Below are 18064 nucleotides of genomic sequence, written 5' to 3'. Positions count from 1 at the left end.
GCTACACGTCATTGCGTGAGCCACACCTGGAAGCGCTTGTTGATGGCGTCGGCGTTATCGGCCCAGAAGTTCGCGTTGATCTGCACGGCGCGCTTGAAGTTCTCCGGCGCGGTCGGCATATCGGCCAGACGTTGCTTGTCGACGTACTGAATCGCGTCCTTGCGCGGCGGCGCGTAGGCGATGTATTTCGACAGATCGGCAGACGCCTTCGGTTGCGACTGGGAGACGATGAACTTGGCGGCCGCATCGGCATGCTTGGCGCCGGCGGGCACGCCCCACCATTCGAAGTCGTAGACCTGTGCGTCCCACACGGCCTTGAACGGCTTCTTGTCCTTCTTCGCAGCGTCGTCGATCCGGCCGTTGTAAGCCTGCACCATGACGACAGCGCCGTCGGCGAGCAACTGCGGCGCCTGTGCACCGGACTCCCACCAGACGATGCTCTTCTTGATGGTGTCGAGCTTCTTGAACGCGCGGTCGACGCCGGCGGGCGTGGCGAGCACCTTGTAGACATCCTTCGGATCGACGCCGTCAGCGATCAGCGCCCATTCCATCGTGACCTTCGGCGACTTGCGCAGCCCGCGCTTGCCGGGGAATTTCTGCAAATCGAAGAAGTCGTTGACCGTCGTGGGTGCGGTTTTCAGCTTGCTCGCATCGAAGGCGTAGATCGTCGACCAGACCATGCTCGCGACGGCGCACTCGCTGATCGAGCCGGGAATGAAGTCGCTGGTCTTGCCGAGGGTCTTCTTGTCGAACTTCTTGAGCAGTCCCTCGTCGCAGGCCGTGATCGCGTCGTTGGTTTCCATGTCGATCAGGTCCCACGTGGTGTTCTTCGCCTGCTCCATGGCGGAGAGTTTGGCGAGACCGCCGTCATAAGACTCGGTCGCGAACGTGACGCCCGTGGCCTGCGTGAACGGCTCGAACCAGGCTTTCTTGGCCGCTGCCTCGAAGGCGCCGCCAAAGGTCACCACGTTGAGGGTTTCGGCGGCGTAGGTGGTCGTCGTGGCCGTGGTGGCGAAGGCCAGGACGGCGAGGGCGGCGCAGTGCGTTTTGAGAGAGGTGCGCATATCAGTTGGCTCCGGCAGGTGCAGTCAGGATCAGGGATGGGGAAGGTGCGTCGGGAGAAACCGGGGCCGGCGTGGCACGTGGCGCGCTTGCGGCAAGAATCTTGCAGTCGTCGTGACGCCATGCGACATCGATGGTGTCGCCCGTGCAGGGCAGGGCATGACGCTGCGTGTTGGGGACCTTGACGACGATGGCATCGCGCGAGCCGAGCGTGAGGTGCACGCGATGATGGTCGCCGCAGTATACGAGTTCGTCGACGCGCGCTCGCACGACGTTGTGTTCTTCCGGGGCGTGCACGCCGTCCGGGCCGGGAATGTGCGCGCGCTCGGGACGCAGCGCGAGCATGGCGGCGTCGCCGGTACGCAACCCCGAATCGGTCGTTGCGTCAGTGGTGGCCTCGACATTGCAGCGCCCGCGAATGAGGCTGCCGTCGGACAGTGCGAGGGTCGCCCAGCCGTCGGCGGCGCGCACGACGCGTCCGGTCAATCCGTTGTTCTCGCCGACGAAATTCGCGACGAAGGCGTTCTGCGCGTTCTCGTAGAGTTCGGTCGGCGACGCCGCCTGCTGAATGCGCCCGTCCGAAAACACGGCAACGCGATCCGACATCGTCAACGCTTCGGCCTGATCGTGCGTCACGTAGACAATCGTCAGCGACAGCTCGCGATGCAGGCGCATGATCTCGTACTGCATCGTCTCGCGCAGCCGTTTGTCGAGCGCGCCCAGCGGCTCGTCCATCAGCACCACGCTCGGCTCGAACACCAGCGCACGGGCCAGCGCCACGCGCTGCTGCTGACCGCCGGAGAGTTGGGCGGGGCGCCGGTTGGCCAGGTGCGACAGCTCGATCATCTCCAGCGCGCGCTTGACGCGGGCATTCTGCTCGGTGCGTCCGACGCGTCGCACCGACAGCGGGAAGGCCACGTTCTGCGCAATCGTGAGATGCGGGAACAGCGCGTAGTTCTGGAACACCATGCCGATGTCGCGCTGATGCGGGGGCTTGTCGTCGAGACGCTGGCCGTCAAGACGAATTTCGCCGTGCGTGGGGGACTCGAAACCCGCGAGCATCATGAGCGTGGTCGTCTTGCCCGAACCCGACGGGCCGAGCAGGGACAGGAACTCTCCGCGGCGTACATCGAGGTTCAGGTCGTCGACGACGTGATTCACGCCGTCATACGACTTGCTCACGCTCGAGAACGAAATGAAGGAAGGGTTCGACATCGTGATGGTGTCCTGTCTTCGGAGTGCGGCGCCGGATGTGAGACCGGGTCCGGCACTCAGGGCTGAGCCAGCTTCGCGGCGAGATAGCGCGCGAAATCGTAATTGGGGCGCTCCAGTCGGCTCAGATGGCCCGGCTTCGCCAGCGGTGCGTGTACGCCACGGAACACGGCTTCCACGCCACGCCGGTCTTCGGCGTTGACTTCGTCGAGCAGTGTCTTGAGCGACGCCATGTAAGTTTGCGCCTGTGGGTCCGCGACGAACTCGGGCGCCAGCCCGCCGCCAAAGCGGATATGCACACGTCCCACGCCTCGCGGCTGGAGCACGAGGTACCAGAAGTACCCGGGGGTGAGCGTGACGAGATGCGTCGGGTAGATCGCCAGCAGCGCCGTCGTCTTGCGCCAGTGGCCTTCGAGACGGGTGTTGTCAGGGTGCGCGTTGCCGATCGGCAGGCTCGCTTCCTTGGTGATCCAGTGATAGTTGAACGCCGCGAGACCCGGCGGGCATTCCATCTCTTCGAGCTTCGAATGCGGCCCTACCGTGGCGCGATGCAGCATCGGCAGGTGATAGCTCTCCATGAAGTTCTCGGCAAGGATCTTCCAGTTCGTATCCCAGACATGCTCTTCATAGAAAGTTTCGATGTAGTCGGTCATGCCGTAAGGCGCGATCAGCTCGGTGAGTTCGCTCAGTTGCCGGGCGACGGGCGGCGCATGCGGATCGAGCGTGACGTAGATCCAGCCTTGCCACTGCTCGCAACGAATCGCGGGCAGCCGGTAGCTTTCCTTGCAGAAGCCCGCTTGCTCGTCCATCATCGGCGCGCCTTTCAACTGACCGTCGAGGCCGTAGTTCCACGCGTGGTAAGGGCAGACGATGCGACGGATGTTGCCGCGTCCTTCGAGCAGCACGGACATGCGATGCAGGCAGACGTTGGACATCGCCGCCAGTTGACCCTGCTCGTCACGCACGACCACGACGGGCTGATCGCCGATCTGGGCCGTGAGGTAATCGCCCGGCGCAGCGAGCACGCTGGCCCGCCCCACGCATTGCCACTCTCTGGCAAAGATGCCGTGTTGCTCGCGAGCGAGAAAGTCGGGCGACGTATACACGCCGGGCGGCATTGCCCGTGCATCGTCGAATGAGCGTTCGCCACCGGCACGCAGTGCGTCGATGAGCGTTTGCCCTGCGATCGTCCCTGTCTGGTCAGCCATGAAGCCCTCCGTTCATTCGCCGCTTCGCCTCGGGGCATGCTGCTGTCCCTTGCGTTCGGCGCTCAACATGAACATCAATCTATCAAGCCAAATTGCCAGCCAAAATATTGTTTTCGGATACAGGGCAAAGGTTTTCCCTATGCAGCGTTGAAATGCCGGGGGGACCTATGCGCGATGCTGATGATGCGAATCAGGCAGCAGGCGAGTCATTGCGGCGTGAGATGGAGTCGCCGGATGTGGTTCTCGCAGAACGACGCGAAGCGCTCGACCACCCGGCGCGGCTTCATCGTGCGGGATTGGGCTACGCCCAGCGTGAGCGCGTTGACGTTGTCCTTGAAGCGCTTGATGACGAATTCCTCGCCGTCCACCGTGCGCGTCGATTTGAGTGGGAAATTCAGCAGGCTGTAGCCCAGACCGTTCGCTACCATGCCGCGCACGACCTCGGGTTGCGACGAGCGGAAGGCCGGCACGGGCCGGGTGCCGACCGCATCGAACAGCGCCGCGAAATACTCGCGGCTGTGCGGCAGATCGAGCATCACGTAGGGCTCAGACTGCAAGTCGGCCAGCGACACTTTGCGTGCCCGGGCGAGCCGGTGTGTGCGCGGCAGGATCGCGTACGGCGGCAGCGACAGCAGCGGGGTGAACGCGATGTCCTCGCTCAGATCGAGGCTGTAGGTGAGCACGAGATCGAGCGAGCCGTCGTGCAGGCCGCGTAGCAGGCCGTCCTGATGCGCTTCGACGGTGCGAAACGAAATACCGGCGTGCTCTTGCGTGAAGCGGCTGATCAGGCCCGGCATCAGCGGCGGCGCGAGTGACGCCAGACATCCCAGCGCAATCGCACCGGTCATGCCGCTATCCATCTCCTTGGCCGCCATCTGTAACTCTTCCGCCGTCTTGAGCAGGTTGCGCGCCTGCCCGAGCAGATCGCGCCCGGCTTGCGTGAGCGACAGCCCGCTCGCGTGATGCCGGATGAACAACTGCACGCCGAACGAGACTTCAAGATCCGCAAGCGCGGTAGAGATGGATGGTTGTGAGATGTGCAGCCGTCTGGCCGCCGCAGTGAACGACAGCACCTCGGCGGTGACCACGAAATAGCGCAGTTGGCGCAGCGAGTAGCGCAGTGGCTGATTGTCCATCGGCATCGCTCCATCAGGCGGTAAATAAGGCGGCATATCGGGCGGCAAATCGCGGGCGGCATGATTCGACGGCATTGTGAAACCGAAAAAAAAGTCTGCATAGTCAAATCCGATGCCCTGCATTTTTTAAATGTATTTTTCGGATGCTGTCCGCACGCGTAGATTGCCCCGAATGACCCATCCCCCGGGTGGTTCGCCAACTCTCTGCCTTCTGAAGGACGCAAGCCATGACAGTGCAAACCCCGTCAATCGATACGCTCGTCGTCGGTGCCGGTCAGGCCGGCGTGGCGATGAGCGAGCACCTGAGCAAGCTCGGTGTGCCGCATCTCGTGCTGGAACGCGCGCGCATTGCGGAGCGTTGGCGCACCGGACGCTGGGATTCGCTCGTCGCCAATGGTCCCGCGTGGCATGACCGGTTTCCCGGCATGACGTTTGCCGACGTCGACCCGGATGGTTTCGCATCGAAAGAGCAGGTGGCGGACTATTTCGTGGATTACGCGCGCAAGATCGAAGCGCCGATCCGCACGGGCGTGGAAGTGACGAAGGTCGTGAGGAACGTCGGGCGGCCGGGCTTCACTGTCGAGACGTCGGATGGCCGGTACGAGGCGCTTCGCGTGGTGGTGGCGACGGGGCCATTCCAGCGACCGGTGATTCCCGGCATCGCGCCCCGCGACGAGCGTCTGACGCAGTTGCATTCGGCCGATTACCGCAATCCGGAGCAGTTGCCCCCGGGCAACGTGCTGGTTGTCGGCGCCGGGTCGTCGGGTGTACAGATTGCCGACGAGTTGCAGCGCTCAGGACGTCAGGTCTACTTGTCGGTCGGCCCGCACGACCGACCGCCGCGCGGCTATCGCGGGCGCGACTTCTGCTGGTGGCTCGGGGTGCTGGGCGAATGGGATGCCGAGGTCATGCGGCCCGGCAAGGCGCATGTGACGATTGCCGTGAGCGGCGCGCGCGGTGGCCATACGGTGGACTTTCGCCGTCTGGCGCATCAGGGGGTGACGCTCACGGGCCTCACGCAATCGTTCGATGGCGGCGTGGTGCGCTTTGCACCCGATCTGGCCGAGAACATCGCGCGAGGGGACGAAAACTACCTGTCGATGCTCGACGCTGCCGACGCCTACGCGGCGCGCAATGGCCTCGAACTTCCAGCAGAACCCGAGGCCCGTGTCATTCCCGCCGACCCCGAATGCCTGACGCATCCGCTCGGTGAGTTGGACCTGGTGAACGCCGGGGTCACCACGATTCTCTGGGCGACCGGCTACGTCCATGACTTCCAGTGGCTGCAAGTCGATGCGTTCGACGATAGCGGCAAGCCCAAACATCAGCGTGGCGTATCGAAGGAGCCGGGGGTCTATTTCCTCGGCTTGCCGTGGCTGTCGCGTCGTGGCTCGTCCTTCATCTGGGGCGTGTGGCACGACGCACGACATGTCGCCGAGCACATCGCGACGCAACGCAAATATCTCGCTTACTACGACGCGCCGACGAATGTCGCGAACTGAGTCACGATCACGATCCGAGGAGCCTTCCATGACCCAACCGACCCATACCCGTATCCGCATGTTCAACACGAAGGACACGTATCCGAATCAGTCGCTCGACAACGATCTCTGTCAGGCGGTGCGCGCGGGGAACACCGTGTACGTGCGTGGCCAGATCGGCACCGATTTCGCGGGCAATCTCGTCGGTCTCGGCGATCCGCGCGCGCAGGCCGAGCAGGCGATGAAGAACGTCAAGCAGTTGCTCGAAGAGGCGGGCAGCGACCTTTCGCATGTGGTGAAGACCACGACCTATCTGACGGACGTGCGTTATCGCGAGCCGGTCTATCGCGAAGTGGGCAAGTGGCTCAAGGGCGTGTTTCCCATCTCCACCGGGCTGACGGTCGTCGCGCTCGGACAACCCGAGTGGCTGATGGAAATCGACGTGATCGCGGTGATTCCCGAAGGCTGGACGCCGCAGGATTCCCAACGTGCCTGACGTGCCTCACTCGCATAAGGAGCGCATATGACTTTCTCCATTGTCGGACGCTGTGAGCAGACCGGACAACTCGGTATCGCCATCAGCTCGTCGAGCATTGCCGTGGGTGCACGGTGTCCGTGGCTGCGCGCGAACGTTGGCGCGGTGGCGACACAGAACGTCACGCTGCCTGCACTCGGACCGGACATTCTCGACCGTCTCGCCGGGGGCGCGGACCCGCAGACCGCCTTGCGCGACGCGCTGACCGAGCGCCAGTGGAGCGAATACCGGCAAGTGACGGTGGTCGACGCGCAGGGGCGCACCGCGCACTTCAGTGGCTATCAGGCGCTCGGGACCTATCACGCGGTGGCCGGGCGGCAGTGCGTGGCAGCGGGCAACATGCTGTCGAGTCTTGGCGTCATTGAGTCGATGGTGCCCGCGTTCGAGCAGACCACAGGCCCGCTGGCAGACCGTCTGCTCGCGGCCATGCACGCGGCGATCGCCGCTGGCGGCGAAGCCGGACCGGTGCATTCGGCGGCGATGAAGATCGTGGGCGATCTGGTCTGGCCCATCGTCGATCTGCGGGTGGACTGGGCGGACGACGATCCCATCGGCCAGCTCCACGGCCTCTGGCGCGCCTACGCGCCGCAGATGCAGGATTATGTGACGCGCGCCCTGAATCCCACGGCCGCGCCGAGCTATGGCGTGCCGGGCGATGAATGAGGTTTCGAGCCGTGCCTGGCTGGAATTTCGACGTTCCGGCGTCTGACGATTTCAGCCTTCGGTGTCCGGCGGCGTGAAAAAGACCATCTCGACCTGCTTGAGCAGGGCGGGACCGAAGGCCTCGCCGCCGACTTCCGGCGCAATCACCTGCATCAGCACCGGTGAGCCGGGCGGCGGGTGCAGCGCGTGAGCGAGCACGCAGAAATACATGGCCGGGTGCTCGGCGCGCACCACGCCGGCGGCCATCCCCTCCACGATGAGCTTCTCCATGCAGTTGTAGACCGGTTCGAGCAGATGGCGGTACAGCACCGCACCACGCTCGCCGGTCTCCGTGGCGTGCAGGGAAATGAAGCGTTTGTGCTCGGGATGCTGCACGGCGTAGGCCGCAATGAGTGCAATGGCGTCGCGCAGCCGGTCGCGTACCGGGCGGGCGGTGTCGTCCGCGATCGCTTTCAGATTGTCGACGGGGGCCGTGAGCGCGGCCTCGAGCGTATCGACGCAGGCGCGCCAGAGTTGCTCCTTCGAGCCGAAGTGCACGCGCACGAGGCTGGCGTCGACTTTTGCCGCAGCGGCGATACCGCGCAGGTTGGCGCCGTCATAGCCGAGATGCGAGAAGGCGTCGATGGCCGCGTTCAGCAGGGCTGCGCGGCCATCGGGCAAGTGTTTGGGGCGTCGGCCCCGCGTAATGGGTGTGGCGGTCATCGTCTGGCTACGTCTTGCGACGGGAGCGACTGTGCGTCGGCCGGTGCGGTCGCTGCCGCCCCGCTGGCCGGTGCTGCCGCATCGGCCGATGGCTCGGGCGGCACCCCCATCGCGTAAAACAGTAGCGCAGTATCCGACAAACGCGCGCCGGTTGCACGCACCGTCGTCAGATAGGCATTCCAGTACTGCTGCTCACGGCCTCGCGCCGACGACACCGGCAAGGCCCCCAGACGCACCCGCGCTGCGGTGTCGCGATAGATCTGCTCCGCCGCGGCACTCGCGGTGTCGGCATGCAGCAGCGACGTATTGTCCGCTTCGAGCGATGCCAGGGTGTCCGCGACGTTCTTGAACGCCGTCAGCACCGTCTGCTTGTACTGATCGACGGCCGCTTCATACGTGGCCTGTGCTGCCCGACGCTGGGCGAGCAACGCGCCGCCGTGGAAGATCGGTTGCGAGATCGACGCGGCAATGCTCCACAGCGAACCGGCGTTGGACATGACCGTCGGCCAGTTGAAGCCGCCTTTGCCCATCGATGCCGTGAGCGACAGGCTCGGGAACATCTGCGCCGTTGCCACGCCGACTTCGGCCGAAGCCGCCTTGAGTGCCATTTCCGCCGCCTGAATATCGGGTCGCGACTGGAGCAACGTCGACGGTACCACGACCGGCACCGTGCCCGGCACCTTCAGTTCCCCGAGCGCCAGATCCTCCGGCGCCTGATCCGGCGTGCGGCCGAGCAGGACGGCGAGCGCGTGGCGAGTGGACTGCCATTGCGCCCGGAGTCCCGGCAGCGACGCCGCAAGTGACTCGGCGTTCTGGGCGGAAGCGAGGGCGTCGGCGCGCGACACGGCGCCGAGCGCTTCGCGGCGCGCCATATCGGTGGCGTCTGCCTGTGCAAGATCGACGAGACGCTCGGTCGCCTTGACCTGCGCGCCGAGCACCGACGCGCTGATCGCGCCCGAGACGATGTTCGCCGCCAGCGCCTGACGTGCCGATTCGAGCTGGAACGCCTGCTGGTCGACCTGCGCGGCGAGCGAGGCGTTGGCGAAACGCGAGGCGCCGAAGAAGTCGAAGGTGTAGCGCGCCTGAATCTGGCCGACGAACATGTTGTACAGGGCCGTCGGCGGTCGCAGGTTCGGGATGCCCAGGTTGCGTTCACGTGCGGCTTCGCCGCCGATGTCGATGGACGGGAACAGCGACGAGCCGATCTGTGCCTTCAACTGCTCACGCGCGGCCTGCAAGGCATGATCCGCCGACGACAGGTTCGGGCTGTTGCGCAGGCCTTCGTCGACCAGCGCGTTCAGCGTGTCGGACTGATAGGCCTGCCACCACGCCTTGACCGGCGGCGCACCGACGTCGAACCGTTGCGACGCGCCCTGCGCCGTGACCGTCTGCGTGGGCAGGGCGTTCACGCCGTAGTGCGACGGCGCGGGCATGGCCGGCGGCTTGTCGCCCGGGGTGAACGAGCAGGCGCCGAGCCAGAGCGGCAGAATCGACACGATGGGCACGAGCAGGGCGGGGCGGCGCACCCGGCGTGAAACCGGTTGCGTCAGCGAGCGCAAAACGAAGCGCGAGGTCATGAGCGATCTCCTTGCGGGCTGGCGGACGCCGTATGGCCCGCATGCGACGCGCGTTCGTCGTGACGCACGCGGAAGGCCGTCGCGTACAACGCCGGCAGGAAAAACACGGTCAGGATGGTGGCGCTGGTGATCCCGCCCATCAGCGCGGTCGCCATCGGGCCGAAGAAGTTGCTGCGCAACAGCGGGATCAGTGCGAGCACGGCGGCGGCGGCCGTCAGGGTAATCGGACGGAAGCGTCGCACCGTGGCGCTCACGATGGCGTCGAAGCGTGGATGCCCGGCCGCGACGTCCTGCTCGATCTGATCCACGAGAATCACCGAGTTACGCATGATGATCCCGAACATCGCGATCACCCCGAGCATCGCCACGAAACCAAATGGCTTGCCGAACAGCAGCAGCGTCGCCACGACCCCGATCATGCCCAGCGGTGCGGTGAGCACCACCAGCATGGTGCGCGCGAAGCTCTGCAACTGGATCATGAGCAGCGTGAGCACGGCGATGATCATGATCGGCATTTGCGCGTTGATCGACGCCTGACCCTTGCCCGACTCCTCGACGGAGCCGCCGATCTCGATGCGATAACCGACAGGCAGCGCGCGGCGAATGTCGCTGAGCTTTTTGTAGACGGCTTCGGTCACATCGATGCCTTGTTTGCCTGCGCGGACGTCAGAGCGCACGGTGATCGTCGGCTGACGGTCACGTTCCCAGATCACGCCGTATTCCAGTTCGTCGACCACGCGTCCGAGCGTGGCGAGCGGCACCGGGCCGTTCGGCGTGGGCATGGCGAGCGTGGCCAGCCTGGCCGGATCGACACGCTCAGCCTTGGGCGAGCGCAGCGTGATCGAGATGAGCTTGTCGCGCTCGCGATACTGGCTGATGTCGTACCCCGTGAGCGTCATGGCAATGAAGTTCGCAATGTCCGTCGAACTCACGCCCAGCGCACGCGCCTTCTGCTGATCGACTTCGAAGCGCACCGAGCGCTGCGAGGGCTCGTCCCAGTCGAATTGCACATCCACCGTGTCACCGTTGTTGCGCATCACGTCCGCCACCTGCTCGGAGATCTTGCGCACGGTGCCGATGTCGTCGCCGCTCACGCGGAACTGCACGGGGAAGCCGACCGGCGGTCCGTTTTCCAGACGCGACAAACGCGTGCGCACGCCGGGCATGGCCTCGCGCAGCTTCGGTTCGAGCCACTGCGCCAGTGCTTCGCGTTCTTCCACCGACTTGGCGGTAATCACGAGCTGCGCAAAGTTAGGCGTCGGCAGTTGCTGGTCGAGCGGCAGATAGAAGCGCGGTGCGCCAGTGCCGACAAAGCTCACCGTGTGGTCGATTTCCTTACGGCCTTCGAGCAGTTTTTCGAGGCGCTGCGTTTCGCGCAACGTCGCCTGATACGACGCGCCTTCCTGCAAGCGCAGGTCCACCATCAACTCAGGACGGTCGGAGCTGGGGAAGAACTGCTGCGGCACGAGCGAGAACCCGGCCATGGCGATGAGGAACAGCACGACGGTAATGGCGAGCACGATGATCTTGCGCTCGATGCACCACGTCAGCCAGCCGCGCAGGCGGTTGTAGAACCTGGTGTCGTAGACCTCGTGCTCGTGATCGTCGCCATGATGCGCTTCGCGCGGACGCTCCGGCAGCAGCTTGTAGCCGAGCAACGGAATGAGCACGACCGCTGCGAGCCAAGACGCCAGCAATGCGATGGCCGAGACTTCGAAGATCGAGCGCGTGTATTCGCCGGTGCTCGATTTCGCCAGCGCGATCGGCAGGAAGCCGGAGACGGTGACGAGCGTGCCGGTGAGCATCGGAAACGCCGTGCTGGTGTAGGCGAAGGCGGCGGCACGCTTGCGGTTCCAGCCTTGCGCGAGCTTCACGGCCATCATTTCGACGGCGATGATCGCATCGTCCACCAGCAGACCGAGCGCCAGAATCAGCGTGCCGAGCGAGACCTTGTGCAGCCCGATGTCGAAGATGTACATGAACAGCGACGTGACGGCGAGCACCACCGGAATCGAAATCACCACGACCATGCCGGTGCGGAATCCCAGCGAGACGAGACTCACGACGAGCACGATGGCCACGGCCTCGGCCACGGCTTCGAGGAAGTCGTCGACCGAGTGCGACACGGACTGCGACATGCTCGCGACTTCGGTGAGCTTTAGCCCGGCAGGCAGTTGCGCGCGCAGGTTGCCCATCGTGCTCTCGAGCGCCTTGCCGAGGTGAACGACGTCCTGCCCCTTTTGCATGGTGATGCCGATGCCGAGCACGGGCTTGCCGCCGAAGCGCATTTCCGAGACGGGCGGATCGACATAGCCGCGCTTGATCGTGGCGATGTCGCCCAGACGGAACGTGCGGTTGTTCACCCGGATGAGCGTGTCGGCGAGTTCGTCGACATTGCGGAACTGGCCGCTCGGACGCACCACGACACGATCGTTCGGCGCTTCGATGGTGCCCGCCGGCGAGACGGCGTTCTGGCCGTTCACAGCCTGCGCGATCTGGTTCGGGGAGATGCCCAGCCGCGTGAGCTGCGTGTTGCTGATCTCGACGTAGATACGTTGATCCTGATCGCCGAAGTAATCGACCTTCGCCACACCCGGCACGCGCAGCAGCACGGTGCGTAGGGCGTCGGCGTAGTCGCGCAACTGGGCAGGGCCGAAGCCGTCGCCTTCGAGGGTGAAGATGTGCGTGTAGACGTCGCCGAACTCGTCGTTGAAGAAGGGGCCCTGAACGCCGGGCGGCAGCGTGTAGGCAATGTCGCCGACCTTCTTGCGCACCTGATACCACTCCTCGGGCACTTCGCTCGCGGGCGCGGAGTCCTTCATCGAGAAGAACAGCAGCGACTCGCCCGGGCGCGAATAGCTGCGCTGGAAGTCGATGCTGGGCATTTCCTGAAGCTTGCGTGCGATGCGGTCGGTGACCTGTTCCTGCACCTGCTTGGCCGTGGCGCCCGGCCAGAACGTGCGGATCACCATCACGCGGAACGTGAAGGGCGGGTCTTCCGATTGGGCGAGACGCGAGTAAGCCAGAATGCCGAAGATCGTCGCCATCGCGATCAGGAAGATCATCAGCGAGCGATGGCGCAAGGCCCACGCGGAGAGGTTGAAGCGTCCCTCTTCGTGGCTGTAATCCTTCGGTTCGTCGCTCGGTGCGGCTTGCGGATCGTGGGGCGCGGGCGGTTTCCCGTCGAGCGTGCTCATGACGCGAAGTCCTCCGGATGCAGCGGCGCGATCACGCGCACTTTCTCACCGGCGGTGACCGTGTGAACGCCTTGCCAGACGATGCGCTCGCCGGGCTGAATGCCGCCCGCAACCGTCACGGTGCGCTCGCCGTAGCGCACGATCGTTACGCGTCGCAGCACGAGCGTGTCGTCTTGCTTGACGACCCACACGGCGGGTTGATTGCCTTGATGGAAGAGTGCGGTGGACGGCAGGGTGATCGGGTGAGCGTCGGCAGCGGCGCCTGCTGACGGCGCGGATGCCGCCGCCGGTGCCGATGCTCCCGCTGCCGCCGTCGCGACCGGGGCCGTGAGCGGCTGTGCGAAGGCCACGTTGGCCGTCATACCGAGCTTCACGTCCGGTCCTGGCGAGAGCAGGGAGAGCTTTGCGCGGTAGGTGCGGCTCATCGGATCGGCCGCCGGCGAGATTTCACGCACGCGCGCTTGCCAGGTCTTGCCCGGAATGGCGGGCAGGGAGACGCTCGCCGTCTGCCCGATGCGGAACGCGCCGAGCGCGACTTCGGGCACGTCGGCGATAACGTCGACGTCGCCCGTCCATGCCAGTTGATAGACGGGTTGTCCGGCGCTGACGTTCTGCCCGGTATCGGCCTGCTCGGCAGTAATGACACCGTCGCGGTCCGCCTTCAGATTGCCGTAGCTCAGTTGATTGCCAGCCAGCGCGGCTTGCTGACTCGCCTGATTGCGCTGGGCCAGCGCGCTGGCGTAAGCATTTTCGGATTGTTCGAGTTGCGCCGGTGCAATCAGGTTTTCGCGGGCCTGCGCGCGGTCGCGCGTCACGGTCTGCGTTGCATATTCGAGCTGGTGCTGCGCCGCGTCGAGTTGCGCACTGGCACTGGCGGCACTCTTGGCGAGGTCGGCCGGATCGAGCCTCGCGACGACCTGACCCGCCTTGACGGCATCGCCCAGACGTACCGAGCGATCGACGATCTTGCCGGCCACGCGGAACGACAGCGGCGTGGTGTAACGCGCTTCGATCTGTGCGGGCAACGACGCGATGGGGGTTTGCTCGGCGACCTGAGCGGCGACCGCAACGACCGGTCGCGGCGGCGGCTCCGGCGGCGCTTTGCGCGAACAGGCGGCCAGGGTGGCGGCCGCAATGGCGGTGGTAGCGACCGTCAGCGCAAGCCGGCGGCGCGCAGCGGTGTCTGACAATACGGCGGGCAGAAAGGACATCATGCGCTCGTGACCCACAAAATGAGGAATCCGGTAGGAAAAACAACGAGTTGCGACGCTTGTGACAACCGGATTTCCCACGCGGGCGCTGGCGCGCGACAAGGCGACGGTCAGCAAAAGCGGCGTGATCCGGGAAAAATCTACGGGCGATGATATATGGATTGCCCACGCCCTGCAACGGGGTGAACGACGTTCGTTGGACCCCCCTATGACTATCGATAGGGGCGGGTCATTGGATTGTTGTCGACAGGGGGCGAATCGCCAACCAACAAATTATTTTGGAGTACGATGCCTGTCACGTTCTCGCGCGTTTTCGCGAGCACGGGTGAGCGGATCGCTCGACATGAATATCACGTCAGATTGCATGCAATGAACAATATGACGATTGGACGTCGACGAATGCCTCACGGAATGGCTGTTCACCGGGACAAATTGTCACAACCGAGGAACGTTGTCACGCGCATCGAGTCGCACTCGGGCCAGTTGCAACGACTGGCGACATCGTAGCGAAGACACCCGGCAGTTCACGACGCGAGCGGCGCAGAACATCGATGCCGGCGGCGGGCTTTTTGGTGCAGACAGTGCAACGTCGGCGCTACGGCTTGACTGAGGTCAAGCGAAGGACATGCGGGGATGTCGATTGCCACAGCAAGTCGGCCGTTCGCGACTATGCTGGATGTATCCGAAGTTTAACGACTGACTCTCACCAGAGACGGATAGCCATGACAAAACGAACAGCATTGGTTACAGGAGGCATGGGCGGTTTGGGCGAAGCGATCAGCCTGCGTCTTGCTGATGCCGGGTACCGCGTCGCGGTCACCTGTTCTCCCAACAATCACGATTGCGAAGGCTGGGTCGAGCGCATGCGCGCGACGGGCCGGGAGTTCGCGGCCTATCGTGTCGACGTTGCCGACTTCGCGTCATGCGAGGCTTGTGCGAAAGCCGTCGAATCGGACAGCGGTCCGGTGGACATTCTCATCAATAACGCGGGGATCACGCGCGACGCCACCATGCGCAAGATGACGGCCGAGGACTGGCAGTCGGTATTGCGTACGGATCTGGATAGCGTTTTCAACATGACGCGGCCCATTTTCGGCGGCATGGTCGCGCGCGGCTGGGGGCGCATCGTCAATGTCTCGTCGGTCAACGGCAGTCGCGGGGCGTTCGGTCAAGCCAACTACGCGGCGGCGAAAGCCGGGATGCACGGCTTCACCAAGGCGCTGGCGCTCGAAGTCGCCAAATCCGGCGTGACCGTCAACACCATTTCTCCGGGGTATCTCGCCACGAAGATGGTCACGGCCGTGCCACAGGAAGTGCTCGAATCGCGCATTCTTCCGCAGATTCCGGTCGGACGTCTGGGGCGCCCCGACGAGGTCGCGGCGCTCATCGCCTTCCTCGTGTCCGACGACGCAGGTTTCATCACCGGCAGCAACCTCGCCATCAACGGCGGCATGCATATGGAGTGACGCGTAGCGACGCAGCTAACTACTTACTTAGGAGAGTCACGATGTCAAAGGAAACGAACCCGGCACTGGCGTTGGTCAAGCTCGGTACCGCCAGCGCACTGGGCGCCTATGGAATTTTGCTGGAAGCCGCGCAACGCACGCACCAACTGCAAGTCGAACGCGATACCGAACTGCTCAAGGCGCATTCCGAAGCGGCCAAGTCGCTTGGCGGCGCGAAGGACTTCAATGGTCTGGTGACCGCCCATCTGCAATTGCTCAATGGGCAGTTGGCGCAGCAAAACGAGTTCTGGCGCGAATGGCTCGCGGTCTGCGCGAACAACCAGTTGCTCTGGGCCGAGCATTGCCGCAAGACGGGCGAAGAACTTCAGCACGGCATGGCCGGGGCGATGACGTTGCCCGACCTGATCGGTGCCGGCACCGCAGCGGGCGCTGCCACGCAAGCGGCCGAAGCGCCGTTGCAGAAGTGGTTCCAGGCATTTAACGAGGCCACGCAGGGCACGATGGACGCGTGGCGTCGTATGTCCACGGAGGCCGCTCAGGCGACCGAGGCCGCTGTCTCGAACGCTGCGCAGCAGTCGCCGCTCAATGGACGTGTGCCGCCCAAGCGCGGCGGCAGCCACGCTCATCGCTCCAGCACGTAAGTCCCCGGCGCGTCGTGTAGCGCCTTCTCAGGCGGCCAGGGCGCGGCAATGGATTTGCCGCTGCTCTGCGCCAGCAGCCACGCCTGCCAGGCCGGCCACCATGAACTTTGCATGGCCGGTGTGGCGCCAAACCATGCATCCGGATCGCGATACGCCGAGCCCGCCACGCGTGTGGCCACCCGGTGATGACTGCGCGCATGTCCCGGCTCACACACCACGCCCACGTTGTGACCGCCCGAGACGAGAGCGAATGTCAGATCTCCGTTGTAGAGCCGATGCATCTTGTAGACGGAGCGCCAGGGCGAGATATGGTCGCGCTCGGTCGCTACGACGAACATCGGCACGAGGATATCCGATAGCGCGACCGGTTGCCCGCCGACCTTCAGCGTGCCCGTGGCCAGCGCATTGTTCAGATAAAGCTCGCGCAGACATTGGCTGTGTAATCGCGCTGGAATGCGCGTCGTATCCGCATTCCAGACAGTGAAATCGGTGGTCTGCGCCGGGGTGCCGAGCAGATAGTCGCGCATGAGCCGTGACCAGATCAGGTCACGCGAATTGAGTAACTGGAACGTGCCTGCGAGCTGTTCGCCGCTGATGAAGCCTTGACGCCACATCATCGCTTCGAGATACGCGACCTGACTGGCGTCGATGAACAGGCCGAGTTCGCCCGGCTCGCTGAAGTCCGTCTGCGCGGCCAGCAGTGTGACGCTGGCGAGCGCGTTTGCGTCGTCTCCTGTCTGACGTCCGCGCTGGGTCCCGTTTCGACGCGCGAGCGTCGCGGCCGCGATGGCGAGCAATGTGCCACCGAGGCAATAGCCGCACGCATGCACCGGCACGTTGCCCGTCAGACGCCGGACCTCGCGCAGCGCGCTCAGCAAACCCGATTCGAGATAGTCGTCGAGCCCCCGGTCGCGATCCTGCGGCCCGGGGTTATGCCACGAGATCATGAAGACGCTATGGCCCTGCGAGACCAGATAGCGCACGAGCGAGTGTTGCGCTTGCAGATCGAGAATGTAGTACTTCAGCAGCCAGGAGGGCACGATCAGCACCGGCTCGCGCCACGTTTGCGCCTGCGTCGGCGCGTATTGCAGTAGCTCGAAATAGGCGTTGCGATAGACGACTTTGCCCGGTGTCGCGGCAATCTCGTGACCGACGCGGAACGCCCGGCACGCCTCGGGGCCGGCACCGGGCGCGTTGCCGGCCGCCATGTCCTTCAGGTCCGACCACCAGCGTTGTACGCCTTGCACGAGGTTCTGGCCCTGCGTCTCGCGAATGGCGCAAAGCACTTCGGGATTTGCCCACCACTGATTGCTCGGCGAGAAGACGTCGAGCGCTTGGCGCGCCATGAAGCGCACCACGTCACGGTGATGCGGATCGACCCCGGGGATCTCGCCCGTCATTTCGTCGACGAAGTGTTGCGTGCGCAAGAATCGCTCGCGCAGCCACGAGAAGGGCGGCTGATCCCATGACGGATCGCGAAAGCGTCGATCCATCCCGGGGGGCGGGCTGGCGTCGGTTGTCTGCGCTGTGCCCGGCTTGTCGATGGCGGCGAACGCCTTGAAGACGTTCAACTGATGACCGGGTGCGGTCGCGGCATGAATGGCCCAATCCGCCCATGCGAGCGCGACAGCGGCTGGGGAGACGTTGCCGGTGAAACGGGCGGTCGTCGCCATTGCGGCCCGATCGAGATGATCGGTGAACGAGGTCGATGGCGAGGCATGTGGTGTGGACGGCTGGCTCGATACCGGATTGGGCGCTGGCGTCGTGGCAGCAGCATCGGGGGGCGTTACGCCGTGAGGGGTGGCGCGCCGCGTCGGCGGACGGGTGGTTTTCGGTGTGCCGCGAGACCGCGAGGCGGGGGCAGAGGTGAGGGGCGGTGGTGACTGCGACGTTGCGCCGGATTTGGCGGGTCGCGTTGAAAAGGAGCGGGACGTCTTGTCACTGCGAGCAGGCATGGCGAACTCCGTTCGATC

General features: G+C 64.6%; 14 protein-coding genes. 5 read left to right on the top strand and 9 right to left on the bottom strand.

Translation table 11 applies throughout. The annotated features are described in order from the left end of the window. Positions 1 to 8: 8 nt before the first annotated feature. The 4 genes from PCA20602_RS05690 to PCA20602_RS05675 form a co-directional block, all read right to left on the bottom strand. On the bottom strand, positions 9 to 1064 hold the full coding sequence (locus PCA20602_RS05690; protein ID WP_069343172.1) for an ABC transporter substrate-binding protein: 1056 nt from the start codon (positions 1062 to 1064) through the stop codon (positions 9 to 11). Between the two features lies 1 nt (position 1065). Continuing rightward, complete coding sequence (locus tag PCA20602_RS05685) at positions 1066 to 2277, bottom strand: ABC transporter ATP-binding protein (RefSeq protein WP_150720356.1); 1212 nt, start codon at positions 2275 to 2277, stop codon at positions 1066 to 1068. Positions 2278 to 2333: 56 nt separating this feature from the next. Next, positions 2334 to 3482 carry an aromatic ring-hydroxylating oxygenase subunit alpha gene (locus PCA20602_RS05680; RefSeq protein WP_150720355.1) on the bottom strand — a complete coding sequence of 383 codons (1149 nt, stop codon included), beginning with the start codon at positions 3480 to 3482 and terminating at the stop codon, positions 2334 to 2336. A 206-nt stretch (positions 3483 to 3688) separates the two neighbouring features. Then, positions 3689 to 4618, bottom strand: coding sequence for a LysR family transcriptional regulator (locus PCA20602_RS05675; RefSeq protein ID WP_150720354.1), 930 nt, complete (start codon positions 4616 to 4618; stop codon positions 3689 to 3691). A gap of 227 nt (positions 4619 to 4845) precedes the next feature. Here PCA20602_RS05675 and PCA20602_RS05670 point away from each other — a divergent pair, with 227 nt between their 5' ends. The 3 genes from PCA20602_RS05670 to PCA20602_RS05660 are packed head-to-tail and all read left to right on the top strand — an operon-like array spanning position 4846 to position 7297. Then, positions 4846 to 6120 carry a flavin-containing monooxygenase gene (locus PCA20602_RS05670; protein ID WP_150720353.1) on the top strand — a complete coding sequence of 425 codons (1275 nt, stop codon included), beginning with the start codon at positions 4846 to 4848 and terminating at the stop codon, positions 6118 to 6120. Positions 6121 to 6148: 28 nt separating this feature from the next. Further along, on the top strand, positions 6149 to 6595 hold the full coding sequence (locus PCA20602_RS05665; protein ID WP_150720352.1) for a RidA family protein: 447 nt from the start codon (positions 6149 to 6151) through the stop codon (positions 6593 to 6595). A gap of 27 nt (positions 6596 to 6622) precedes the next feature. Further along, entirely contained in the window at positions 6623 to 7297 is a 675-nt protein-coding gene (locus PCA20602_RS05660) for a DUF1028 domain-containing protein (protein ID WP_150720351.1), read from the top strand. Between the two features lie 51 nt (positions 7298 to 7348). Here the strand turns inward: PCA20602_RS05660 and PCA20602_RS05655 are convergent, their stop codons facing one another. The 4 genes from PCA20602_RS05655 to PCA20602_RS05640 are packed head-to-tail and all read right to left on the bottom strand — an operon-like array spanning position 7349 to position 13984. Continuing rightward, entirely contained in the window at positions 7349 to 7999 is a 651-nt protein-coding gene (locus PCA20602_RS05655) for a TetR/AcrR family transcriptional regulator (protein WP_150720350.1), read from the bottom strand. Then, the gene (locus PCA20602_RS05650; RefSeq protein WP_150720349.1) at positions 7996 to 9576 is read right to left on the bottom strand and encodes an efflux transporter outer membrane subunit; all 1581 of its coding nucleotides are present in this window, start codon (positions 9574 to 9576) and stop codon (positions 7996 to 7998) included. Before PCA20602_RS05650 ends, PCA20602_RS05655 begins: the two co-directional genes overlap by 4 nt. Further along, on the bottom strand, positions 9573 to 12773 hold the full coding sequence (locus tag PCA20602_RS05645; protein ID WP_281354626.1) for an efflux RND transporter permease subunit: 3201 nt from the start codon (positions 12771 to 12773) through the stop codon (positions 9573 to 9575). Before PCA20602_RS05645 ends, PCA20602_RS05650 begins: the two co-directional genes overlap by 4 nt. Next, on the bottom strand, positions 12770 to 13984 hold the full coding sequence (locus PCA20602_RS05640; RefSeq protein ID WP_150720348.1) for an efflux RND transporter periplasmic adaptor subunit: 1215 nt from the start codon (positions 13982 to 13984) through the stop codon (positions 12770 to 12772). The genes PCA20602_RS05645 and PCA20602_RS05640 overlap by 4 nt, the downstream gene beginning before the upstream one ends. Positions 13985 to 14706: 722 nt before the next feature. Between PCA20602_RS05640 and phbB the strand changes: the two genes are divergently transcribed. Together phbB and PCA20602_RS05630 are read left to right on the top strand one after the other, a co-directional pair. Then, positions 14707 to 15450 (top strand): acetoacetyl-CoA reductase, encoded by a 744-nt coding sequence (gene phbB / locus PCA20602_RS05635; RefSeq protein ID WP_150720347.1) that lies wholly within the window; start codon positions 14707 to 14709, stop codon positions 15448 to 15450. A gap of 41 nt (positions 15451 to 15491) precedes the next feature. After that, positions 15492 to 16091, top strand: a complete 600-nt coding sequence (locus PCA20602_RS05630) for a hypothetical protein (RefSeq protein WP_150720346.1) — start codon at positions 15492 to 15494, stop codon at positions 16089 to 16091. On the opposite strand, the gene PCA20602_RS05625 is transcribed toward PCA20602_RS05630, so the two are convergent. Further along, positions 16073 to 17764 (bottom strand): PHA/PHB synthase family protein, encoded by a 1692-nt coding sequence (locus tag PCA20602_RS05625; RefSeq protein WP_150720345.1) that lies wholly within the window; start codon positions 17762 to 17764, stop codon positions 16073 to 16075. The genes PCA20602_RS05630 and PCA20602_RS05625 overlap by 19 nt on opposite strands. Positions 17765 to 18064 lie beyond the last annotated feature (300 nt).

This window comes from Pandoraea capi (genome assembly GCF_902459735.1).
Lineage (GTDB): Bacteria > Pseudomonadota > Gammaproteobacteria > Burkholderiales > Burkholderiaceae > Pandoraea > Pandoraea capi.
Note: the sequence above shows the minus strand (reverse complement) of the source record. Positions and strands in the feature narration are given on the sequence as shown.